General features: G+C 51.8%; 19 protein-coding genes and 1 riboswitch. Of the genes, 10 read left to right on the top strand and 9 right to left on the bottom strand.

The genetic code is table 11. The features are described from left to right. Positions 1 to 12 precede the first annotated feature (12 nt). The 5 genes from B7988_RS01920 to B7988_RS01900 all read left to right on the top strand — a co-directional run bounded on the left by B7988_RS01920 (position 13) and on the right by B7988_RS01900 (position 5,259). A complete protein-coding gene (locus B7988_RS01920; protein ID WP_088656638.1) occupies positions 13 to 1,644 on the top strand; it encodes a hypothetical protein in 1,632 nt (543 codons plus the stop codon). A gap of 382 nt (positions 1,645 to 2,026) precedes the next feature. Next, complete coding sequence (gene argF / locus B7988_RS01915) at positions 2,027 to 2,986, top strand: ornithine carbamoyltransferase (RefSeq protein WP_088656637.1); 960 nt, start codon at positions 2,027 to 2,029, stop codon at positions 2,984 to 2,986. Positions 2,987 to 3,246: 260 nt separating this feature from the next. Next, positions 3,247 to 4,218, top strand: coding sequence for a biotin synthase BioB (gene bioB / locus B7988_RS01910; RefSeq protein WP_088656636.1), 972 nt, complete (start codon positions 3,247 to 3,249; stop codon positions 4,216 to 4,218). A 407-nt stretch (positions 4,219 to 4,625) separates the two neighbouring features. Further along, positions 4,626 to 4,859 carry a hypothetical protein gene (locus B7988_RS01905; protein ID WP_088656635.1) on the top strand — a complete coding sequence of 78 codons (234 nt, stop codon included), beginning with the start codon at positions 4,626 to 4,628 and terminating at the stop codon, positions 4,857 to 4,859. Beyond that, the gene (locus B7988_RS01900; protein ID WP_088656634.1) at positions 4,843 to 5,259 is read left to right on the top strand and encodes a PIN domain-containing protein; all 417 of its coding nucleotides are present in this window, start codon (positions 4,843 to 4,845) and stop codon (positions 5,257 to 5,259) included. Before B7988_RS01905 ends, B7988_RS01900 begins: the two co-directional genes overlap by 17 nt. A 344-nt stretch (positions 5,260 to 5,603) precedes the next feature. On the opposite strand, the gene carB is transcribed toward B7988_RS01900, so the two are convergent. The 7 genes from carB to B7988_RS01870 form a co-directional block, all read right to left on the bottom strand. Beyond that, complete coding sequence (gene carB / locus B7988_RS01895) at positions 5,604 to 8,822, bottom strand: carbamoyl-phosphate synthase large subunit (protein WP_088656633.1); 3,219 nt, start codon at positions 8,820 to 8,822, stop codon at positions 5,604 to 5,606. Between the two features lie 323 nt (positions 8,823 to 9,145). Further along, entirely contained in the window at positions 9,146 to 9,319 is a 174-nt protein-coding gene (locus B7988_RS14995) for a hypothetical protein (protein ID WP_170930511.1), read from the bottom strand. Positions 9,320 to 9,515: 196 nt separating this feature from the next. Then, a complete protein-coding gene (locus tag B7988_RS01890) occupies positions 9,516 to 9,818 on the bottom strand; it encodes an HU family DNA-binding protein (protein ID WP_073053306.1) in 303 nt (100 codons plus the stop codon). Between the two features lie 106 nt (positions 9,819 to 9,924). After that, positions 9,925 to 11,052 carry an AI-2E family transporter gene (locus B7988_RS01885; protein WP_088656632.1) on the bottom strand — a complete coding sequence of 376 codons (1,128 nt, stop codon included), beginning with the start codon at positions 11,050 to 11,052 and terminating at the stop codon, positions 9,925 to 9,927. Further along, positions 11,049 to 11,981, bottom strand: a complete 933-nt coding sequence (locus B7988_RS01880) for a helix-turn-helix domain-containing protein (RefSeq protein WP_088656631.1) — start codon at positions 11,979 to 11,981, stop codon at positions 11,049 to 11,051. The genes B7988_RS01885 and B7988_RS01880 overlap by 4 nt, the downstream gene beginning before the upstream one ends. Continuing rightward, positions 11,978 to 12,727: a hypothetical protein gene (locus tag B7988_RS01875; protein ID WP_088656630.1), complete on the bottom strand. Its 750-nt coding sequence runs from the start codon at positions 12,725 to 12,727 to the stop codon at positions 11,978 to 11,980. Before B7988_RS01875 ends, B7988_RS01880 begins: the two co-directional genes overlap by 4 nt. After that, complete coding sequence (locus tag B7988_RS01870) at positions 12,720 to 13,211, bottom strand: hypothetical protein (protein ID WP_139261162.1); 492 nt, start codon at positions 13,209 to 13,211, stop codon at positions 12,720 to 12,722. Before B7988_RS01870 ends, B7988_RS01875 begins: the two co-directional genes overlap by 8 nt. A gap of 143 nt (positions 13,212 to 13,354) precedes the next feature. Between B7988_RS01870 and B7988_RS01865 the strand changes: the two genes are divergently transcribed. Then, entirely contained in the window at positions 13,355 to 14,179 is an 825-nt protein-coding gene (locus B7988_RS01865; RefSeq protein ID WP_088656629.1) for a tetratricopeptide repeat protein, read from the top strand. Between the two features lie 118 nt (positions 14,180 to 14,297). After that, positions 14,298 to 15,281 (top strand): tRNA dihydrouridine(20/20a) synthase DusA, encoded by a 984-nt coding sequence (gene dusA / locus B7988_RS01860; RefSeq protein WP_088656628.1) that lies wholly within the window; start codon positions 14,298 to 14,300, stop codon positions 15,279 to 15,281. A 9-nt stretch (positions 15,282 to 15,290) separates the two neighbouring features. Here dusA and B7988_RS01855 read toward each other — a convergent pair whose 3' ends face one another. After that, a complete protein-coding gene (locus B7988_RS01855; protein ID WP_141225527.1) occupies positions 15,291 to 16,811 on the bottom strand; it encodes a hypothetical protein in 1,521 nt (506 codons plus the stop codon). A 41-nt stretch (positions 16,812 to 16,852) separates the two neighbouring features. Next, positions 16,853 to 18,946, bottom strand: a complete 2,094-nt coding sequence (locus B7988_RS01850) for a TonB-dependent receptor plug domain-containing protein (RefSeq protein WP_088656626.1) — start codon at positions 18,944 to 18,946, stop codon at positions 16,853 to 16,855. A 3-nt stretch (positions 18,947 to 18,949) separates the two neighbouring features. After that, positions 18,950 to 19,143, bottom strand: a riboswitch (cobalamin riboswitch). Positions 19,144 to 19,198: 55 nt separating this feature from the next. Between B7988_RS01850 and nadA the strand changes: the two genes are divergently transcribed. The 3 genes from nadA (at position 19,199) to B7988_RS01835 (ending at position 22,174) form a co-directional block, all read left to right on the top strand. Then, the gene (gene nadA, locus B7988_RS01845) at positions 19,199 to 20,215 is read left to right on the top strand and encodes a quinolinate synthase NadA (protein ID WP_170930510.1); all 1,017 of its coding nucleotides are present in this window, start codon (positions 19,199 to 19,201) and stop codon (positions 20,213 to 20,215) included. Between the two features lie 23 nt (positions 20,216 to 20,238). Then, complete coding sequence (locus B7988_RS01840) at positions 20,239 to 20,910, top strand: hypothetical protein (protein ID WP_088656625.1); 672 nt, start codon at positions 20,239 to 20,241, stop codon at positions 20,908 to 20,910. Between the two features lie 124 nt (positions 20,911 to 21,034). After that, the gene (locus tag B7988_RS01835) at positions 21,035 to 22,174 is read left to right on the top strand and encodes a DUF6588 family protein (RefSeq protein WP_141225526.1); all 1,140 of its coding nucleotides are present in this window, start codon (positions 21,035 to 21,037) and stop codon (positions 22,172 to 22,174) included.

The raw sequence follows: 22,174 nt of genomic DNA, 5'->3' as shown, positions 1-22,174 counted from the left end.
GGGATTGGATGTATGAACAAATATAAATATCTATTGCCAGCGGCAATTATTGCCGCCGGTTTTTGGGCATGCGGCGACGAAAACACGACCGCTACCGAATGTACCACAGAACAGTGTCTCATTGACAAATATGGCGAATTTAACGCAGATTCGGCAAATTTAGCCAATCAGCAGACGCCTGTCGAGACAATCGACTTTGAAATCAACGAAGGGCCGAACGTGATTGACGTGCCGGCAGACTCTTCGGGAGCAACCTCCCAGGAACCGGGCACAACACCGCAAGATTCCAACCAAACAGGCAACCCCGTTGACGTTCAAAACGACTCTATTCCAAATAATTCTTACACATCTTCGAGTTCTTTGGCCTCAGAACCCGTCGTCGGATCTTCGAGCAGTGGACACCATCATCACACTTCTAGCAGCTCTGTCGGCGACGTGAAACCCGCCGAATCCAGTTCCAGCGAAGAAGAAGTCATTCCGCCGACACCCGGCAACGACTTCGTGGAAGACCACCGCAGCGAATGCCAGATTGGCAACATCCCGACGAGTGTGAACAACGCGAAGCTGCCCGACCCGTTCATGGGTCTCGATGGCAAGCGCATTTCTAGCAAGGCCGATTGGAAGTGCCGTCGCGAAGAAATCGGCGCCATGTACGAAAAACTCATGTTCGGCGAAAAGCCGCGCAATCCCGAAAAGGTCGAAGGCAAGAAGTCCGGCAACAAGTACACCGTCACCGTTACCGACAAGGGCAAGTCCGTCTCCTTCGACGTCACCATCAACAGCGCCGGCACCAAGGACAAGCCGAAGCCGGCCCTCATCGGCCTGGACCAGGGATTTGGCTCATGCGGAAGCCTCGGCTCCTCGACCAACGGCTTGGACATCGCCATGATAACCTTCAATACGAACAATGTCGCTCCCGAAAGCGGTGGCGGCAAGTTCTTCCAGCTTTACAACGGCGGCCAGGGCACCATTATCGCCTGGGCATGGGGCGTGAGCCGCCTGATCGACGCTTTGGAAAAAGACCCCGATGCAGGCATCGATGTCAAGCACCTGGCTGTTAGCGGTTGTTCCCGCCTGGGTAAGGCAGCCCTCGCCATCGGCGCTTTCGATGAACGTATCGCCCTCACCATTCCGCAGGAATCCGGTTCCGGTGGTGCATCGCTTTGGCGTGTAGGCGCCCAGGTCAACAAGCAGAAGGGCAAGCAGTTTGTGCAGGGCCTGGCCAGCGCTGGTTCCGAAGGCAAGTGGATGATTTCTAGCTTCAAGAACTACGACGGCAGGGAAAATACGCTCCCGTTCGACCAGCACATGCTCGTAAGCATGGTCGCTCCGCGTCCGCTCCTCATCATCGATAACGCTGGCCAGGAATGGCTGGGCGAAGTGCCGTCGAACTACTGCGGCCAGGCTTCTCTCGAAACCTACAAGGCTCTCGGCGTGACGGAAAATTACACCTATAGCCAGGAAGGCGGCCACGCGCACTGTTCGCTCCCGAACGGACAGTTCGACGAAGTCAAGGACTTTATGAACAAGTTCCTGCTCGGCAAGGACGCCAAGACGGGTAAGATTGATTATTCCAAGAATACGCAGACAATCAACTTCAAGAAGTCCGAATGGATCGACTGGGAAACACCCACTTTGAACTAGCTCCCCTAGAAAACCAGACACCTCGAAAGCCCTTCGGCGCAAGCTGGGGGGCTTTTTTACATGCTCTTTTTGCATATTTTTATGCGTTTTTACCTTTTTTAAGGGTCGTTCACCTTGACAAAGCCCCTAAAATTTTCTCTATTTGGAGGCACATTTTCAAGTTTAACCCTTAACGGAGAAACAACATGCCTTGCGGAAAGAAAAGAAAGCGCAGGAAGATTGCGACTCACAAGCGTAAGAAGCGCCGTCGTCGTGACCGTCACAAAAAGAAACTTCGCTAATATCCGTTAGCATTCTATTGTGATTTCCTGTTAAAGACGGAGTGTAAAAGCTCCGTTTTTTAATTTTTTTTGTTTTACGGGCTTGCCCAAAGGAATCAAAAATGATTGATCGCAACAAGCACTTCCTCCGCCTCATGGACTGGAGCGAAGAAAAAATCCTGGAAACTATCGAAATCGCTTCTCGCCTGAAGGCAGAAGTCCACGCCGGCAAGGTGTCTGACCGCCTGCACGGCCAGAACATCGCCATGTTCTTCGAAAAGCCCTCGCTGCGAACTATCACCACATTCCAGGTAGGCATGAACCAGCTCGGCGGCCACGCCGTGTTGCTCGCACCCGATTCCATTGGCCTTGGCAAGCGCGAAAGCGTCAAGGATGTGGCCCGCTGCCTTAGCCGCTGGGTGAACGCTATCGTGGTCCGCTGCTTCAAGCAGGACCTGGTGGAACAGCTCGCCGAATACGGCAGCGTCCCCGTTGTGAACGCCTTGACCGACGACTACCACCCGTGCCAGGCAATCGCATTCGCCCAGATGATCAAGGAAAACCTCGGCGGTTTCAAGAATGCAGACGGCAAGCCCAAGACAGTCGCTTTTATCGGTGACGGCAACAACGTGGCAAACTCCTTCCTCGCACTCGCCTCCAAGGTGGGCATGAACTTCACGCTCGCCTGCCCGAAGGGCTTTGAACAGCCCGCCAAGGTGGTCGAAGAAGCTCAAGAAGGCTTGAAGAAACACGGCTGCCAGTACCGCGTGTTCCACGACCCGAAGGAAGCCGTCAAAGACGCCGACATTCTCTATAGCGACGTGTGGGTTTCTATGGGTCAGGAAGGCGAAAAGGCTACGAAGCAGTCTCACTTCTTGCCGTTCCAGATTAACGACGAACTCCTGAAGCTTGCTCCGGCACACTGCAAGGTCAGCCACTGCCTGCCCGCACACCGCGGCGAAGAAATCACGGACTCCGTGATGGACAACCTCGATGTGAACATGAGTTTCGAAGAAGCAGAAAACCGCTTGCACGCACACAAGGCTGTGCTGTGGCAGGTCATGGAGCCTTTTGCTAAATAAACTTCGTGATACTTCGTTGCGCTCGCACCTCACGTACAATTCGTACGCTACGGGCGAGCGACGCCTTGTCTCACTCGTTTCTTAAGCAAAATGCATTTTAGAACCTTGTCTAGCTCGCTTCTCTGAAAAAAGTTTTTTCGTCTCGTTTCTTTAGCGAAATGCGATACCATAGATAGTTTCTCAAAAAACAGATTTTAGCTCGACAACTGCCGAGCTTCACTTTTTTATATTTGCACGCGAAAATGTTCAAGGAGTAAGATATGTCTTTTATCCAGGAACTTAAGGAAAAGGTTTTAGGCGGTTACGAAATCAACCGCGAAGAAGCAATCAAGCTTTTAGGTGAAAACCTCGACGAACTCACGAAAGCCGCCAACGAAATTCGCGAAAAATTCCACGGCAACGATTTTGACTTTTGCTCTATCGTGAACGCTCGTAGCGGGCGTTGCTCCGAAAACTGCAAGTACTGCGCCCAGAGCAGCTACTACCACACCGGCGCCCCCGAATACAAGCTCCTCAGCGCCGACGAAATCGTAGCCGACGCCAAGAAGAAAGAAGCCGCAGGCATTCCGCGTTACTCCATCGTGACCTCGGGCCGCACGCTCTCGAACCGCGACGTAGAACAAATTAGCGAAGCCATTCGACGCCTCAAGAAAGAAACCAAACTTTCCGTATGCCTTTCGGCAGGGCTCTTGAACCGCGAGCAGTTCGACAAGCTCAAGGAGGCGGGCCTCACCCGCTTCCACAACAACCTGGAAACTTACCGCAGGCATTTCCCGGACGTATGCACTACGCACACCTATGACGACAAAATCGGTGCACTCCAAAACGCCCTTGCCGCAGGTCTTGAAATCTGCAGCGGCGGCATCATGGGCCTCGGCGAGACCATGGAAGACCGCATCGACATGTGCCTCGATCTCCGCAAGCTCGGCGTCAAGTCCACGCCGGTGAATGTGTTGAATGCCATCCCGGGCACGCCCTACGAGAACTTGCCCAAACTCACGAACGATGAATTCTGCCGCATCGTGGCCATTTACCGATTTATCAACCCGAAGGCATTCATCCGCCTCGCGGGCGGCCGCGGCGTCTTGGGCGACGACGGCAAGCGTGCCTTCAAGAGTGGTGCCAACGCGGCCATCACCGACGACATGCTCACCACCGCAGGCGTCAACAGCTGCAAGGACTTCGAACTCGTGAAGGGCCTCGGCTTTACCCCGCACGGGTTTATCGGTTAACACCGACTATTCCAACTTGGAATATCGAAAATAAAGAAAACCGTACCACTTTAAAAATAAAGTGGTATATTAATGATTGAGCCCTTCTGGTGGATAAGAAGCGCCGGCGTCGCAGCCGTTCCAGTCAGCAATCGCGAGCCGCAAGTCTCTAGACGAGACAGACCCACCAGAGCGGCTTTTTTTGTACTCCATTTTCCCGGACGTTTGTTTGAACGGTCCGGGATTTTTTTGATTCAGTCTTTTTTCCAGACTACCCTATGAATATGACAATACCATTTCGCACTCGTACAACAGCGTACCAGTCCAGACTAATATGTAAAGAAAAATAGCCATTCCAACTTGGAATGGGGTTGCCTTTCGAGCGTGTAAAAAGGTATATTTAGAAAGAACGTTATCGGAGTAAAACCATGATAGCAACTGCAAAAGGATTTTTCGATGGGCAGCAGATTGTGCTAGAACCACCTGTTCGGCTAGAAGCGGGACAGGAGGTTGTTATCGCATATACTGTCGTAGCATCCTCTGAAAAAAAGAGTGCAAAAGCGGATCTCGTTGATTCGCTTATTGGTGCTATTCCCAATACAGGAAAGTCACTAGAAGATTACCGTTCAGAGAGACTCGAAAAGTATGCAGATAATGGTTGACACCAATGTTGTTCTAGATGTTCTGCTGAATAGAACCGCCCATGTGAACGAATCGGCAGCAGTTCTCAAGGCAGCATCAGACGATATCCAAGAATTCATTTCGGCTTCCTCAATTACGGATATTTATTACATCGCACAAAAGGAATTGAAAAAAACGTCTTTAACAAAACAGCTTATCCGCAATCTACTCCAAATTGTCCATGTTTCTTCCGTATCAGAAGTCGACATTTGGGCGGCTCTCGATAGCGGATGGGAAGATTTTGAAGATGCTGTTCAGAACTCCGTTGCAGAACATCACCGGTTCGACTGTATTGTCACCCGCAACACTTCCGATTACAGCAATTCCGCATTGTCTGTAATGACTCCGAAGGAATTCGTCAACAAGTTCGTTTCGAAATAATCTTTTTCAAGTATGATAAAAGGACCGCAGCATTTTATTGCTACGGTCTTTAATGCTTTTGGACCCTATCGCATCCTATGGACGCTCCAGGGTGACAAATGCGGGTCTGGATCCTTCGACTTCGGGCTACGCCCTTCGCTCAGGATGACACGCTTACGCTAGGAGATCCCCACCTTGGTGGCCATGCGCACTAAGCACTTCCCCAAAGAGGATAACTCTACTATGGCAACAAGTTGCCAAGTATCGTATAAAAGTGCTAAGTGCTGTCCGCCCGCCTTCGCGGGGATGACATTCAAGCCTTAGATTTCCTCAATCGAAGCACGCTACTCCTGCAGACTCTTCAGTTAAATCTCTTCGATGCTCGCGTGATATTCCTGAAGAGATTTAACCGCGCCGTGTCCGTTCCTTGCAGCGGCGATGCCCTTCACGGTGTTGTACGCACCGGCAAGCGTCGTGATGTAAGGAACCTTGTACTTGATGGCGGCCTTGCGGATAGCGCTTTCGTCCTTGATGGCGTCGCGCTTTGCCCACGGCGTGTTGATGATGAGGTTCACCTGCTTGTTCAGGATGATGTCGAGAACATTGGGGCGGCCTTCAGCGATCTTGTTCACGACTTCGCACTTGACACCGGCGGCTTCGTAGAACTTGGCGGTGCCTTCGGTAGCATAGATCTTGAAGCCGAGCTTCTGGAATTCCTTGCCGATTTCGATGGCCTGTTCAGACAAGTTAACCTTGTCGGAGAGGCTGATGAGCACGGCACCTTCGTTCGGGAGGAAGGAACCTGCGGCTTCCTGGCTCTTGTAGTAAGCGAGGGCGTAGTCGTCGGAGAGGCCGAGCACTTCGCCGGTGGAGCGCATTTCGGGGCCGAGAACCGGGTCCACCTTCGGGAACTTGTCGAACGGGAACACAGCTTCCTTGGCACCGTGATGCTTGAACTTCTTGTCCTTGAGCTTGAGGTCTTCGAGCTTGGCACCGAGCATCAGGCGGGTAGCGAGGCGGGCCATCTGCGTGTTACAGACCTTGGAGACGAGAGGCACCGTGCGGCTTGCGCGCGGGTTCGCTTCGAGGACGAACACCTTGCCGTCTTCGATAGCGTACTGCATGTTCATGAGGCCGCACACGTGGAGGGCTTCAGCAATCTTCCTGGTGTAATCCTTGATGGTTGCCAAGTTTTCCTTGGTGATGGTCACCGGCGGGATGATGCAGGCGGAGTCACCGGAGTGGACACCGGCAAGTTCCACGTGTTCCATCACGGACGGGATGTAAACGTGTTCGCCGTCAGAGAGGGCGTCGGCTTCGCATTCCAAAGCGTTGTGGAGGAAGCGGTCGATGAGGAGCGGACGGTCCGGGGTCACGCCCACGGCCTTCGCCACGTATTCGCGGAGCATGTTTTCGTCATAGATGACTTCCATGCCGCGGCCGCCAAGCACGAAACTCGGGCGGATCATCACCGGGTAGCCGCCGATCTGCTTGACGCAAGCGAGGGCTTCGTCGATGTTCGTGGCCATGCCGCTTTCCGGCATCGGGATGCCGAGCTGGTCCATCATCTTGCGGAACAGGTCGCGGTCTTCGGCGATATCGATGGAATCGATGCTCGTACCAAGAATCTTGACGCCTTCGTCGCTCAAAGCGCGGGCGATGTTCAGCGGAGTCTGGCCACCGAACTGCACGATCACGCCAGCCGGCTTTTCCTTGTGGTAAATCTGGAGCACGTCTTCGAGGCTGACCGGTTCGAAGTACAGCTTGTCGCTGGTATCGTAGTCGGTAGAAACCGTTTCAGGGTTGCAGTTCACCATGATGGTTTCGTAACCCATTTCGCGGAGGGCCATTGCAGCGTGGCAGCAGCAGTAGTCGAATTCAATGCCCTGGCCGATTCTGTTCGGGCCACCACCGAGGATCATGATCTTCTTCGGGTTCGTGGAAGCGGTAGATTCGTCCTTGGCATTGTAAGTGCTGTAGTAGTAGAACTGGTTTTCGACGCCGCTTACCGGCACTGCGCACCAGCCTTCGACCACGCCGAGTTCGGTGCGCTTCTTGCGCACGTCCTTTTCGCGGATGCCGAGGATCTTGGCAATATACTTGTCGCTGAAGCCGTCCTTCTTGGCCTTGATGAGCAGTTCGTCAGAAGGCAGGCGGCCCGGAGTCTTGAGCATTTCTTCTTCGAGTTCCACGAGTTCGCGCATCTGCTGCACGAAGTAAGCCTTTTCGTAGGTGGCGGCGAAGATTTCTTCGTCGGTAGCACCCTTACGGATAGCTTCGTACATCTGGAAGTGGCGTTCGGAGCTCGGGGTCTTGAGCATTTCCAAGAGTTCTTCCTTGCTCTTCTTGTTGAAGTCCTTCGCAAAGCCGAGGCCGGAGCGACCGTTTTCGAGGCCGCGGATAGCCTTCTGGAGGGTTTCCTTATAGGTCTTGCCGATAGCCATGACTTCGCCCACGGCCTTCATCTGGGTGCCGAGGCAGTCATCCACACCGCGGAACTTTTCGAATGCCCAGCGGGCGAACTTGAGCACCACGTAGTCACCGCTCGGGGTGTACTTTTCGAGGCTTCCATCGCGCCAGTAAGGAATCTGGTCGAGGGTGAGGCCTGCGGCGAGCTTTGCAGAAATGAGGGCAATCGGGAAGCCGGTAGCCTTGGAAGCAAGGGCAGAAGAGCGGCTGGTACGCGGGTTGATTTCGATAATCACCACGCGGCCGGTCTTCGGGTCGTGAGCGAACTGCACGTTGGTACCGCCAATCACGCCGATGGATTCCACAATCTTGAAGGCCTTTTCCTTCAGTTCTTCTTCGAGCTTCTTGTCGATGGTGAGGAACGGGGCCGCGCAGAAGGAGTCGCCGGTATGCACGCCCACCGGGTCGATGTTTTCGATGAAGCAGATGGCGATCATCTGGTTCTTAGAATCGCGAACCACTTCAACTTCCAGCTCTTCCCAACCGAGAATGGATTCTTCGATGAGGCACTGGTGCGTCATGGAGAGTTCAAGACCGTTAGAGCAAATGGTGCGGAGTTCTTCCACGTTGTAGCAGAAACCGCCGCCTGCACCACCCATGGTGTATGCCGGGCGAACCACCACCGGGTAGCCGATTTCAGCCACAATCTTTTCGGCTTCTTCCACAGAGTGGCAAATGCCGGAGCGCGGAGTGTCGATGCCGAGCTTCTGCATGGTTTCCTTGAAGATTTCACGGTCTTCGCCGCGTTCGATAGCGTCGAGGTTCACACCGATGACTTTCACGCCGTACTTGTCCAAGACGCCAGCCTTGCTCAAAGCAGAGGCAAGGTTCAGGCCGGTCTGACCGCCCAAGTTCGGGAGGAGTGCCTGCGGGCGTTCCTTTTCGATAATCTGGGTGAGGCGGGCGACGTTCAGCGGTTCGATGTAGGTGGCATCGGCCATGACCGGGTCGGTCATGATGGTAGCCGGGTTAGAGTTCACGAGCACAATCTTGTAACCCTGTTCGCGCAGGGCCTTGCAAGCCTGGGTGCCGGAATAGTCGAATTCGCAAGCCTGACCGATCACGATCGGGCCAGAACCGATGATAAGGACTTTGTCGATGCCTTCAATCTTCATTTTTTATCTCCGTTATTGCTATTTAATTTTTAAACTCTGGTGTTAAAGTGCTCGTGGACCCTATCGCTACGCTCCAGGGTGACATAAAAAAAAGCTGAACTAAAAAGTCCAGCAAAAATAAAATCAGAAAAACTATTAACCTTGGAAAAACCCGTTGCAGTTGCACAGTGGATTGCGCAGGTCTCGCAGCTCTGGGGCTTCGACATTGCAAGATTTTTGTTCATCTTCCTGTCTAATTCGCTCAAGGTTTAAACTTGCGCAAATATAGACAAAAAATGTAACGCTTTCAAGGCAAAACACAAAAAATGAAAAATAATTTCGGCTTACGGTTCGCCAGCAGGATCAGCCGCCGGTTCTTCCGGTTCTCCGCTAGCGCAATCCGCAGCGTTCGGGTCCACGGTGCAGTGGTCATCCGATTGGGTACTTGCAGTGCCGCAGCCAGCAAAAGCGAGCGCAACAGCCAAAACAGAGGCGAAACCAACAAACTTGCGAACCATAATTTCTGCTCCTAAACATTTGATGTTCAACAAGTTAGAAGATAGTAATTTCAGCGTTCAGAGTTTAGCGTTCGGAGTTTTATAATCGCGGCAAAGCCGCCTTACCAAGCAATTCTTAATTCAAAATTCTGAGTTCCGAACTAAAAAAAGCACCCGGGAAATCCCGAGTGCAAAAGCAAATCGCTTTAGAGCAAAATTACTTCTTAGCAACCTTGGTCTTCTTAGCGGTTTCCTTGAGGCCAGCGCCGACCTTGAAGGAAACAGTCTTGGAAGCCTTGATCTTGATCGTAGCACCAGTCTGCGGGTTACGGCCGGTACGTGCAGCACGTTCCTTAACAGTGAAGGTACCGAAACCGATCAGCTGAACGAGACCGTCCTTCTTGATACCAGCGGTGATACCGTCGAGAACGGCGTCAACAGCGCGGCCAGCGGCAGCCTTGGATTCAATGCCAGCTTCCTTGTTAGCGAGGATGGCGTCGATGAGATCTTGCTTATTCATTTTATTAACTCCTTGAGTAGGTTAAGAATTTTATAGTGATATTATACTTTTTTTTTTGCGTCGCGGCACACTTTTTTTGAAAAATTTTTGAAAAATCCTTATAAAATCAAGCCTCGGGCGGTGGTTCGCCTTCAGACTCTACAATCGTGTCTGCTTTCTTCTGAATTTTGTCTAAGTACACCAGACACAAACAAGTGAATGGAATCGCAACGATCAAGCCGAGGAATCCAAGCAGCTTTCCCCAGATAGAAAGCGAAAGGAGAATGCCTACGGGCGGCAAATCCATCGACGATCCGACAATCTTCGGAACAAGAATCATGTCTTCGATAATTTGTACCACCAAGTAAATTACAGCAACGATGGCGGCCACTTCCCAGAAAGGCATTCCCTTGTCAAGAGCATAGACCACTGCCAGCAGTAGGGCCACAGGGATTGTCGCCAGCTGCAAGTACGGCACCATGTTCAGTGCGCCAGAGAACAAGCCAAAGGCGACTCCCATTGGCAGTCCGATGATTCCAAAACCGATTGCATACAAAATACCAACCGTCAATGCGACCAAGGATTGCGCACGGAAATAGCTACCCATGAACACGTCCATCTTCTTTGCGAAATCAGACGCACCTTCTTTATACCTTGTCGGAAACAGTTTCTTGATACCGCCGCGAAGCTTAGGCATATCAAGCATGATGAACACGAGGTACATAAAAATGAGGATTGCGCCGGAGAGCCATACAAACAAATTAGAAGTCTTGGCAAGTACGTTCCATGCGCTCGGCAAAACCTTTCCGGCCACGGACTGCGCGGCATTCCAGAAATCGAGAGTTTGCATGGCGACAGCAACCTTGTTCCAAGAAATGAACGTCTTTATTTCTTGCCACAAGTTTTTCGGTACGAACATCGACAAGCGTTCGGCCCACGTAGAATCGTTAAACAGTTTTGGAATCAATTCGCCAAGGTGCCTGATTTCGCCCACCACCATCGGGATAAAAAGCCACAAGGCTCCACCCACCACAAGAATCATAAGCGTAAGCACCACTATGACAGCGGCAATGCGAAACTTGACCTTGTTCTGAATTTTTGTAACCAGCGGATCGAAAATGTAGGCGATAAGGAACGCCGCAAAAAACGGAGCGAGCACGCCACTCAAATAATGCAGCACCCAAAGCAGGATGCCGACACCGGCGGCCATAATCAAAAGCCGCATCACGCGGTCTACAGTCCAAATACGTCTCATTTCTTAGCCTTATATTCCAGAGGTTTTACGCCATAGATTTTGGCGAAAGCTTTTTCGAATGCGGCCGGATTCTTTTCGCCTACGGCCAGTGCGACTTCGGCAATCGAGCGGTCCGATTCTTTTAAGAGCTTGGCCGCTTGCGCCATGCGAGTCTTCAATTCGTCCAGTTTCTTTTCGCGATTTGCAATATGGCCTGCGGAATTGCGAACTGTCAGCGCAACAACGCCCGCGTACACCAAAACCATTACCACAAGCGCCACAACCATGAGCGCCTTGAAGGTACGGTTTTCGCCCCAGAGTTTGATTGAGCGCACCACGATGTCGTCGGGGATGCCGAGCATGGTACCTTCGCCGTTACAGATTTCAAAGAACATGCCACGGTTCATGTAGCGCAAGCCATCGTCTTTGTCGAGGCCCTGCATGGCAAGCCACCATTCAGGCACTTTAAAGTCGAGCATCGATACGGAGGCGCGGCTCACGCGGTCGCGAATAATCACCGGCGCTTGAGCAACCATCGGGCGGTAGCTCTGGTACACATTCTTTTTACTGTACACCGGGTCATCATTCAAAATCTTGACGCCCACGCGCTGCATGCGCCCCGTTTCAACATCGATGACGAGTGAATCAAAATCCGAGAAGTCGAAGAATCCGTTTGCCGGGCGATTATTGACCGAGAGCAAATTAACGCCCACACCTGCATACGGGTAAGCCATGCCCGAGCGAATGTTCACGTGGGCAGAAATGACGGAATCCTGATTGGAAAGTTCGACCGTCGAGAATCCGCCCACATTTGCGTCAGAAACGGCATACACCTGGAACGTGCCGCCAGGGAACAGGATTTGTTCAGTTGCGCTAAACTTGACGAACAGGCAAATCCATACGGCGACAGCAACAACTAGCGTAGCTGTTGCGATGATAATTTTTTTCATGCGCGAGGCTCCGCAGACTTTTCTTCGTGTTCCTTGTTATACGAATGCGTGCGGCCGATCGCCACAATCATGAGCCCAAGCATTAAGAACATCACGACGCCAAAGGCAAAATTGCTCACACCCTTTGCCGTAATGGAATAGAACTTGAGCGAGAACTTTTTGCCGCGCGGCTGATTCCAGCCCGGAGCGATTTCGACGCGGGCCACCGTTTCCTGATGACGGCGGTTCAACGTACGATCGACATGTTCGTCGTCATACCAAAAGTCCGGCGTGTAGAACTGTTCGAACGGGAACGCAATGCGCTGGCGGCCCTTGGTCAGCGGAATTTCCTTCATGAGCAGGCGGAACGTACGCGGTTTGGAGATGTCGGTGACATCCGGATCGAACGTCCAGACTTTCACAAGGATTTCATCGGTTCCGCTGGATTCCAGTTCAAAAATCAGCGAATCCACAAAAGTCCAGTTGCGATATTTCGCCTCCTCACCTTGACTGAGGTCCAATAAAAGTCCGCACCAGGCGCTCTTGGCAGTATCGGCACCAAGCATGCAACTAAAGGAAGCCGAGGAATCCGTCAATGCAAACGTCACCTCGGACGAACCGCCATCGGCCTTGTCGTCGTATTCAAAGACAGAGGCGCCATCGTGCAGCGGGAATACGGAATCGACAAAGTGACGATCCGGCAAGGCAAAGTATACGCCGAGAATGACGGCGGCAATCGCCACTATTATAATATATGTCTTAGCCATTAGAATCTTCTGGTTCCAAAATCGGTTTCAGGTGAAGGCTGTACTGCACCAAATCCAGCGGATCTTCGTCAGGTTCCTTTTCGCCAAAGAGTTTGTTTACCACGGCGTCGAGCGCACGGATAAAGAAGAAATGATGCTTGCCTTCTTTAGCGGGCACCTGGAACGGGTGTTCCAAAGTACGTTTTAAAAGCGTGATGGTCATGGAAGGCGGCATGTGGAACATCTTGCAGCAAGAGGTGACTTTGCCGTCGTAACCGTAATCCGGGAGTTTCCCTTGCACCAGAGGTTCGCCGTGATCAATGCAGCAAGGGTCTTCGCAAACGGGGTCCTGCACATTCTTGGCAAGGAGCGCCTTGAGCCAGAGCTCGCGGGACTTGTCGGTGAGGTCGCTGCGGAAGGCCATCGTCTGGTCGCACGGGAAAAACGTGGAATAGCACTTGGGGCAAATGCGCAAGTCCAGATGCTGGAACTTGATTTCTGCCACCTCCGATTTGCAATAAGGGCATGTACTCATATTGGGGAATATAGTATTTTAGTTGATAGAACTTAGTTGGTAGAACTTAGAAAAAAGCTCATTATCTTGGTTCTAAGTTCTAAGCTCTAAGTTCTAAGTTCTATATTTAGCGTATGGCTAAAGTTGTACAGATTACCACTGAAAATTTTGAAACCGAGGTCGCACAGGCCTCTGAATCCCGCGCCGTAGCGGTGCTTTTCTCTTCTGCAGAGTACCCTGACTGCGCACCGTATTCCCAATTGCTGGGGCAGCTTTCTACCAGCATGGATTTTACGCTTGGCGTCGTGAGTTGCGACGAACGCGAAAACATGCAGTTGATCCAGGCATTCCGCGTGCGTTCGGTGCCCGAAGTCCACATTGTAGACAAGGGCCAGATCGCAGACGTGATCCAGGGCGTGTTGCCCGAAGCAGACCTCAAGAAGCGCCTCGAAAAGTTCTTCATCAGCGACGAGGCCCGTTTCCAGATGGCCCTCGAAGATGCCATTGCCCAAAAGAATTTTGACCAGGCGCTCCCGATGCTCGACGAAGCTCTAGCCAAGACCCCCGACGACAAGAAGTTGCAACTCTTGTGGGCAAAGGCAAGCCTCGGCATGGGCGACACCGAAAAAGCCAAGGAAGTCCTTGCCAAGTTCACCGAAGCCGACGACCAGTACCGCGAAGCGAAATCGTTGCTGGAGCTCCTCGACTTTCACGCCGAAGCCGCCAAGAAAGACGTTCAAGGCAAAGAAGCGATTGTTTACCACGAAGCATGCAAGCTCGCTTGCAGCGAAGATTTTGAAAGCGCATTGCAGGCATTCCTGAACTTGTACGTAGAAGCTCCGGAATGGAACGACGGCGCCGCAAAGAAGGCGATGCTTACTTTGTTCGGAGTTCTCGGTCCGAAGCACGAACTTACCTGGAAATACCGCGCCAAACTCAACACGATGATGTTTATTTAGTGGCAGTGGGGTCGAGCCTTCGGCTCTCTGAGGCATGAGCAATGAGCAAAAAAACTCAAAGCGAATCGACCTCACAGTGCTTTAGCACGACCTCATACCTCAAAGCGAAGCGACCTCTATGAATCTTGACTTCAACCGCAGATTATCTATTGCCCCGATGCTCGACTGCACCGACCGCCACGAAAGGTATTTCTTGCGGTTACTGTCCAAGCACATCCTGCTCTACAGCGAAATGGTGACGACCAATGCGTTGCTGCATACCGATCCGGACCAGTTCCTGCGCCATCAGGAATTCGAATACCCCGCGGTGCTGCAACTGGGCGGCTCTAATCCCGCCGATTTGGCCAAATGCAGCAAGATGGTCGAACAGTCCGGATTCCAGGAAGTCAACCTGAATTGCGGCTGCCCTTCGGACCGCGTGCAGAACGGAAACTTCGGCGCATGCCTCATGAAAGACAAGAACCTGGTCGCCGACTGCTTTAAGGCCATGCAAGACGCCGTGAGCATTCCCGTGTCTATCAAGTGCCGAATCGGTGTCGACGAATTCGATTCGTGGGACTTTTTCCGCGACTTTGTAGGTACCATTGTCGATGCGGGTTGCCGCGTGTTCATTATTCACGCCCGCAAGGCGTGGCTCAAGGGCCTAAGTCCCAAGGAAAACCGCGAAGTTCCGCCGCTGCATTACGACTTTGTGCACAAACTCAAAGCCGAAATGCCGCAACTGAACATCTCGATTAACGGCGGCATCAAAACGCTTGACCAGACGCTTGAACTGCTCCAGGATTTGGACGGCGTGATGGTCGGTCGCGAAGCCTACGAAAATCCGTGGTTCCTGCGCGACGCCGACGAGCGCATTTTTGGCGACGCCAACGCCGCCAAGCCCGAAAGCCGCAAAGCATTACTCGAGGCCTACCTCCCCTATGTAGAAATGGAAGCCGCCCGCGGAACGCCCGCCACCATTTTGGTGCGCCACCTGTACGGCCTCTTTAACGGCAAGCCCGGCGCCCGCAAATACCGCCAGTACCTCGGCGAAAATGCCCCCAAAACAAAAAGCCCCGCGGAACTGATCCGCAGGGCTATGGACTTGGTTACTGAGCCTTAGTCTTTTTGATTATTCAGCTTCCACGACTTCGACTTTCTTGGCGCTGAATTCCTTCGTGTCGATGCTCGAAATGGTAGAACCGTCGCCAAGGGAAATCTTGCGGATTTCTGCCGTATTGTACATGGCGACCCAAGCCGAGTTATTGTCGATAGCTACGACATCGTAGGGGTTTTCAGATTCAAAAGGTTGTTGCCAGTTAACAGCCTTTGCAGACACATTGATATTCGAAATGCTGCCCTTTCCTTTGCGATCGAGAACATACAATTTGCCGTTCACGGTCACGATTTTCGTATCGCCAGAGAAGGCGATAGCGTCAACATCATCGCAGACACCTTTTTCTCCACCATCATCGACAACCCAATAGAGCTTGCCAGACGAATAGTCGGAGATATAAATGAACGTGTCAGCACCAACTACGGATATTCCTGCAGGCTGGTACATAAATCCTTCATACGTATCCGGATCGAGGTCCTTGAACATCGCGGTCAATTTGGTGCCATCATAGACGCGAACATTCATGTTCCCCATTTCATAGGTTTCCCAATCCATGAATCCACGGTCACCGATATAGAGCTTGCCAGACGCATCCATAAAGAATCCGCCGGTCGCATCCGTAACGCCATTGATATTCTTCACGCTCTTGCTTGCAAGGTCCACTTCCACAACCGGCACCGATCCGTAGTACTTGTCGATTGCCACATAGCCTTTGCCCGTCTTGGCATTGACTTCAAACAAGGTTACACCGCCACCAAGTGCAGTACCGCTCACCCAAAGTTCAGACTTCTTTTTCTTCAGGTCAATCTTTTCAATACCGCGGTTATCGTCGGCATCGGTTCCCCAGGACTCATTGTATTCGCCATGGGTTGCCACATAGACGTTACCCTTCACAACCTTCACGACCGACGGGTTCTTCGTCACAAGAGGAATGGTGTCAAGAAGGGTTCCGTCGCTCAACTTGTAAAGGGCAAGCAAGCCGTTGTCGTTGAAAAGGGCGGTATAACCGTCATCTGACAGCGTATAACGCTGGAACACTGCAAACAGCGTGTCACCCGAAACTTCGAGGTCAGCGGCATTCGGGGTTGTGGACAGGTACGTCACCTTCAGTTCGACAGAACTGCTGGACTGCGGTTCTTCAGAGGAACTGCTAGATTCAACCTTTTCACTAGAACTGGACTTATCGTCCTTCGTGCTGGAACTGGACTTATCGTCCTTCGTGCTGGAACTAGACTTTTCGTCCTTTGTGCTGGAGCTTGACTTTTCGTCCTTCTTTTCACTGGAGCTAGAAGTCACCTTTTCGGAGCTACTGGACTTTTCGTCTTTTTTGACTGAGCTTGAGGACTTGTTCTTGCTGGACTTGGCCGAGCTGGAACTTTTGGCATCGTCAGAATCACTGCTGAGATCTTCGTCGTCCAGGCAGCTTTCGTTGTCCAAGCATTCAATGCTTGCCGAGGAACTGCTGTCGTCACCGCAAGCACTCATGAACAGCGCAAACGAGACCGATGCGAGTAATGAGAGTAGTTTTTTATTCATGGTTTGTCCTTTTCTGGCTTTACGCTATTTTAGCGCGGGGGCTAGAACCCCTGTATGATTGTGAACTTGTATTCCCTACCCGGCGCCGGGTAGGGGGTATAAATGTTCCGATAGGTTTCGTCCGATATATTGTTGACGGCAAAAACTAGGCGAGTCTTATCCCACGGCAACCAAGAAAGTGACGCGTGGTAATGCGTTACCGGAGGCTGCCTTGTAAAATTCAGTCGGTCACTGAAAATCCGGGTTCTATACGTCATCTGGAACGTTGCACTCAAATCAAACGGCAAAAAGAGCGTACCTTCGGCAAAATAGCTGCGAACAGGTTCTCCCGGCAAAAGGTTTCCTTTATAGGCCATGTTTTTTCCTTCTTCACGCGGGTCCTGGAAGGTGGCCCGCAATACGGTCTGGAACAATTTTACCGGACGGCTTTCCAGTTCAAGTTCAACACCACGAATGCACGATTCATTAATATTGAACGCTTTCATCAGGTTTCCGCTCGTAACCCAATATATTCCGTTTTCCGCATGCGTTTCAAAATAGGTTGCACGCAACAGAGAACGCTTTTGAGGGGTCGACAAATAAACCCCTGCCGAAAACCTGAGAGCCGATTCGTCTTTAAGCGAAGGACTAGAAAGCATTCCCGCATACACTCCATAAAGTTCCATCAGCTGGGGTTGCCTAAAAAATCGTCCAACCGAAACATTGGCTCCGAACCACGAATCCTGCTTTCCGAATTTCGCCTGAACCAATCCGCCCATATTCAAATCGCGGTCGGTCGACTCGTTTACCTGAGCCATTCCTGTTGACATCAGGACCCTTCCGCCACCAATGTCATCTATAGACTTAAGGATGTTTCCTTCGGCAAAAAGACTGAACCATTCAAAAAAGCGATATTCTATATTGCCCGCAAGATTCCCCGTATATCGGTTCACTTCGAAATCTTGCAAAGTCCCGCGGGATTCCCAATATTCAGCACTTCCCGACACCCTCAAAAACGCTTCAAACTGTCCAAAAACAAGATTTGCCGAAACATCGGGAATCAACCTGTACCCCGCAAGTCCAAATTCCCTATAATTCTGCGACAAAAAACCAATTTTATCAAGCGGATAATACGATGCCGAAATATTTTTTTCAAATTTCCCGGTAACACCCGTTTCTACGAGCAGATGATTGAAATATTCCGGGGTTTCTAGGCGGTACGCAAATTGGCCCATATCCCCCGTAAATTTTGCAACGACTGTCTGCAAATCCTCGGTGCCGGGGTTTCCGGCCTCCGTATGGATTACATTACCCGAAAGCGTCGAAAAATAGCCGCCACCATGAAGCATTCGATACTGCACATTTCCTGAATATTCCGTGAACTGGGCATTTCTTCGTTTGTCCTTAAAATCGTCATTGTCGTTATAAAGAGTGCCATTGCGATTCTTGAATTCATAATCATTATCGCTATGGCGCATCGACGCTGTCGCCGAGAACTGCACGCTATCTTTTACTGTGGCTATTACCTGTGCAGAACCCTCGAATGAATGGTGAGAGCCATAACTCGCCAAAACACGTCCTGTAGGATTACGCATCGCACGAACGGAATTTTTGGTGATAAAGTTAATGGCACCGCCTATCCCGGCTCCCCCAAACTTGGCAGGCACCCGGTCCTTATAGATTTCGATTTTCTCGATATTATTGAGATCGATTGCTCCAAGGTCTACTGCACCACCGCTTGCGTCATTGAGCGGCATTCCGTCAATACAAATCAAGATGTTCCTTGCCGCAATGCCACGGATGCTCACCGTCTGAAAGCTACCCATGCCCCCTTGCGTATAGCTCTGAATTCCTGAAAGTGACGACAATATTTCTGCAGCAGACAGGCCACGGCCTTCCCAGGCGGACGGCTGGATTTCCATATAGTCCGTACCAGAAACGACAACTCCACTCACCGAGGGAGCAGAAACCTCGCTCAAGCCCAAATCTTGCGTTGGAGAATTTTCATCGACCGCGACTGATTTTGCCGAAATAACCGAAACATCCTCCAGGGAATTGCCCGAAGGTTCCGCAAAGGCGCCACATAGCCCACCCCCAATAAGCGAGCAGCTAAGGACCGCAGCTCGTGCGGCCTTTAAGAAAGACGTCGTTCGCATCGTTCCTCAAAAAGCGTTTCCCACAGTTCTTCTGGCTCGGGGCTCACTCTACTCCCGGCTCCTTCACATCGCAAGCGACATTGGTTCATGCCGGTTTCGTCCTCCCTTACAGCGGCGCGACCGCTCCCGGCTCTCACGGGATTCTCTCCTTGCGGGCCACCCAGTAGGGCTCCCGCATGGGCTTTTCAGGGCACAGGAAACTTTTCGCTTTCAAATATAGAAATATTTTTACAATTTGCTATATTTAGGCTCATGACAGCAGAAGAACTCTACAAACGTCTTAGCACAATTCAGCCGGGCGCCGTCCTTTGCACCTATTCCATGGAAAAGTGCGAACAGATGCTCCCGCTCATCAACGAAATCAACGAACTGAAAAAGGAACGCGATGCCGTGATCCTCGCCCACAGCTATGTTGCCCCCGAAATCATTCTGGGCGTGGCCGACTATGACGGCGACAGTTTCAAGCTGAGCCAGGACGCCACCAAGGTAAGCGCGAAGACAATCGTGTTCTCTGCAGTGCGCTTTATGGGCGAAACCGCCAAAATTTTGAACCCGACCAAGGACGTTCTGATTCCGGGCCCGCTCACGGGTTGCAGCCTCGCCGACTCCATTACCGGCGCCGAGGTCAAGGCACTCCGCGAAAAGTACCCCGACCACACCTTCGTGTGCTACATCAACACCACCGCCGACGTGAAGGCGAACTGCGACGTGTGCGTCACCAGCAGCAACGTGATGAAGATTGTCTCTAGCCTCGAAAACGACAAGATCGTATTCGTGCCGGACGGTCTCATGGGCCAGAACCTGATCGACGAAATGCAGAAGCGCGGCATCAAGAAAGAAATCGTGCTCCACAGCGGCTGCTGCTACGTTCACGAGACCTACGATTCCGAACTCATCAATTTCTTCCGCAGCCAGAACCCGGGCCTCAAGGTCGTAAGCCACCCCGAATGCCACCCGGGCGTCGCCCTCCTCAGCGACTACGTGGGCAGCACCGGCCAGATGGTGAACTACATCAAGGAGCAGCCCGAAGGTACGCCTTTCCTGCTCCTCACCGAATGCGGCCTGAACGCTCGCATGCAGTACGAATTTCCGAACAAGACCTTCATTGGCAGCTGCAGCATGTGCAAGTACATGAAGTCGAACTCGCTCGAAAACATTTTGGAAACCTTGCGTCATCCGGAAAAGGCTCAGCACGTAGAACTTGACGAAGCAACCCGCGTTGCCGCCAAGAAGTGCATCGACGCCATGTTCTACTATGCCAGCAAATAAGGGTTATTGGTTAGGGGTTAAAAATGAAAAAACTGAAAGTTATTGCATTGCTTATTTGCCTTTGTGCCGGATTCACATTTGCCGAAGATTATTACTGGCCGCGCACCTACTATGTAAGCGCAGGCTTTGGCGCGCAGGTTTCCAAGGGCGACTTTAACGACCGCGTCCTTACCGGCAAAGATACCGCCGGAGTCAAGGGCGACATTCACCCGCCTTCAATCGCGTTTACCGCAGCCCCCGATTTCATGGTGGGCGTGAACCTCGGCGCATTCACCTTCGGACTCGGATTCCAGTATTGGAAATCGAAACAAGACATCATCGGGTTTCCCGAAGACTCCTACCAGCAGGACGTGCGCATTTGGCGTGCCGGACTTGAAGTTACATACAACTTATTCTATCCGGAATTTTTCCAGATCGGTCTTGGCGCAGGCTATTCTTACAGCAGCGTGAAATCCGAAAATTCCGCCTTCTTCGGGAGCGACGTCTACGACTCTGAATTTATGGGTTCTGCAGTCGCCTTCATTGCAAACATCCACTATTACATTACCGAAAATCTGGCCATGGTTCCGGCCATCAAGATTTACGAAAACTGGTTCAAGAACGTGCATTGTTCTAGAATCGACAACAATGATCTAGACCCGTATTTGTGGCAATCATTCGTTTTTGCCAGCGTTTCGGTGCAGTACCAATTTTAACACAGGGCGCCCAAGCGGCGCCTTTTCTAATTTGCCCTAAAGGGCAAGATAGTGCAGCTCGGCAATGCAAGTTTCAGCAAGCTAAACTTGCGCTGCACTCGCTTTTTTCTATCTTTGGCGGCGTATGAAAAAGCTATTTCTCGCAGCGCTTATTATGGGAGCCGCAGCAGCAACCGCTATGGACGATAGCGGTTGGGCCACCCAGTTTGAATCCATGTCCGCGTTCGACAGCCAATACGGCAATCGTTCCGGTTACGTCAAGCCCATTATCGACAACCTGGGCAACGTGCTCAACAGCAACTGGTATGCAAGCGCTTCCGTACCGCAGAGTTTCACCTTCGAAGCGGGCCTTCCGATTTCAATCATTCCCATTGGCGATGACGACAAGAGCTACGATGGCAAGCCGACTATCTTTGGCGACCACGGCAACCCGGAAGCACCTTCCGACACCATTTACGGAATCAAGACCCTGAACGGTCTCGGCGTATTCACCTACCCCTACCTGCAAATGGGCGCAAGCTTCTACCACTTCAGAGCCGTACTCCGCATGATGTACCTGCCCTCCATCAGCGACCTCCGTAAATTCAGCCTGTTCGGCATCGGATTCCAGTACAGCTTCGGGCACTTTTTCCAGTACATGCTCCCGAAAGCCGCCCAGCCGTTTGACGTGAGCATTGTTTACGGTTACAATTCCAGCAGCATCGGCTACCGCCCCGACGAATTCGATGGCAAGCTTGGCCTCGATGTTTCTACGCACAACTTCTCGTTCGTTTTCGGTTACAAGCCCGTCAACTTCTTCGAAGTCATGATGTCGCTTGGCTACCAGAGTGCCGAAATGCTGTCTTATGGCGAACTCTACCAGATCGACCCTTACACCAACTTCAGAAAGAACGAAATCTACCCCGACATTACCGTCAAGGGCAACAACGGATTCCGTTTCGGCATTGCAATCGCCTTGCAAATCAACTCGTTCCACCCGGTTATCGGCTACGATTACGCCGGCAAGTCCAGCTTCACGACAAACGTGCTCTACTTCAAGTCGCAATTCGGCAAGGACAAGACTCCCGACGAAATTGCCAAGGATAAGGGTTATGTCCGCGGCGGGAACGTGAAAACGCAGTCCAGCGAAACCGAGGCCCCGGTAGAACAAGCCTCCACCATAGAAGAAACTCCGGCTGATGAACCGGTTGAGGCGCCCGAAGCACCTGCAGCAGAAGAAAACTCTGCTGAGGCCTCTACCGAAGATACTTTTAACGAAGAATAA

Source organism: Fibrobacter sp. UWB1, assembly GCF_002210325.1.
GTDB lineage: Bacteria > Fibrobacterota > Fibrobacteria > Fibrobacterales > Fibrobacteraceae > Fibrobacter.
This window is presented reverse-complemented; position numbering and strand designations above follow the sequence as displayed.

What these genes read in the sequence shown, in the direction of transcription:
- bioB (WP_088656636.1), top strand. Translation starts at nt 3,247, where the DNA reads ATGTCTTTTATCCAGGAACTTAAGGAAAAGGTTTTAGGCGGTTACGAA.
- B7988_RS01865 (WP_088656629.1), top strand. Translation starts at nt 13,355, where the DNA reads ATGGCTAAAGTTGTACAGATTACCACTGAAAATTTTGAAACCGAGGTC.
- B7988_RS01875 (WP_088656630.1), bottom strand. Translation starts at nt 12,727, where the DNA reads ATGGCTAAGACATATATTATAATAGTGGCGATTGCCGCCGTCATTCTC.
- argF (WP_088656637.1), top strand. Translation starts at nt 2,027, where the DNA reads ATGATTGATCGCAACAAGCACTTCCTCCGCCTCATGGACTGGAGCGAA.
- B7988_RS01835 (WP_141225526.1), top strand. Translation starts at nt 21,035, where the DNA reads ATGAAAAAGCTATTTCTCGCAGCGCTTATTATGGGAGCCGCAGCAGCA.
- B7988_RS01850 (WP_088656626.1), bottom strand. Translation starts at nt 18,946, where the DNA reads ATGCGAACGACGTCTTTCTTAAAGGCCGCACGAGCTGCGGTCCTTAGC.
- B7988_RS14995 (WP_170930511.1), bottom strand. Translation starts at nt 9,319, where the DNA reads ATGGTTCGCAAGTTTGTTGGTTTCGCCTCTGTTTTGGCTGTTGCGCTC.
- B7988_RS01885 (WP_088656632.1), bottom strand. Translation starts at nt 11,052, where the DNA reads ATGAGACGTATTTGGACTGTAGACCGCGTGATGCGGCTTTTGATTATG.
- B7988_RS01840 (WP_088656625.1), top strand. Translation starts at nt 20,239, where the DNA reads ATGAAAAAACTGAAAGTTATTGCATTGCTTATTTGCCTTTGTGCCGGA.
- nadA (WP_170930510.1), top strand. Translation starts at nt 19,199, where the DNA reads ATGACAGCAGAAGAACTCTACAAACGTCTTAGCACAATTCAGCCGGGC.
- B7988_RS01900 (WP_088656634.1), top strand. Translation starts at nt 4,843, where the DNA reads ATGCAGATAATGGTTGACACCAATGTTGTTCTAGATGTTCTGCTGAAT.
- B7988_RS01920 (WP_088656638.1), top strand. Translation starts at nt 13, where the DNA reads ATGAACAAATATAAATATCTATTGCCAGCGGCAATTATTGCCGCCGGT.
- B7988_RS01890 (WP_073053306.1), bottom strand. Translation starts at nt 9,818, where the DNA reads ATGAATAAGCAAGATCTCATCGACGCCATCCTCGCTAACAAGGAAGCT.
- B7988_RS01855 (WP_141225527.1), bottom strand. Translation starts at nt 16,811, where the DNA reads ATGAATAAAAAACTACTCTCATTACTCGCATCGGTCTCGTTTGCGCTG.
- B7988_RS01880 (WP_088656631.1), bottom strand. Translation starts at nt 11,981, where the DNA reads ATGAAAAAAATTATCATCGCAACAGCTACGCTAGTTGTTGCTGTCGCC.
- carB (WP_088656633.1), bottom strand. Translation starts at nt 8,822, where the DNA reads ATGAAGATTGAAGGCATCGACAAAGTCCTTATCATCGGTTCTGGCCCG.
- dusA (WP_088656628.1), top strand. Translation starts at nt 14,298, where the DNA reads ATGAATCTTGACTTCAACCGCAGATTATCTATTGCCCCGATGCTCGAC.
- B7988_RS01905 (WP_088656635.1), top strand. Translation starts at nt 4,626, where the DNA reads ATGATAGCAACTGCAAAAGGATTTTTCGATGGGCAGCAGATTGTGCTA.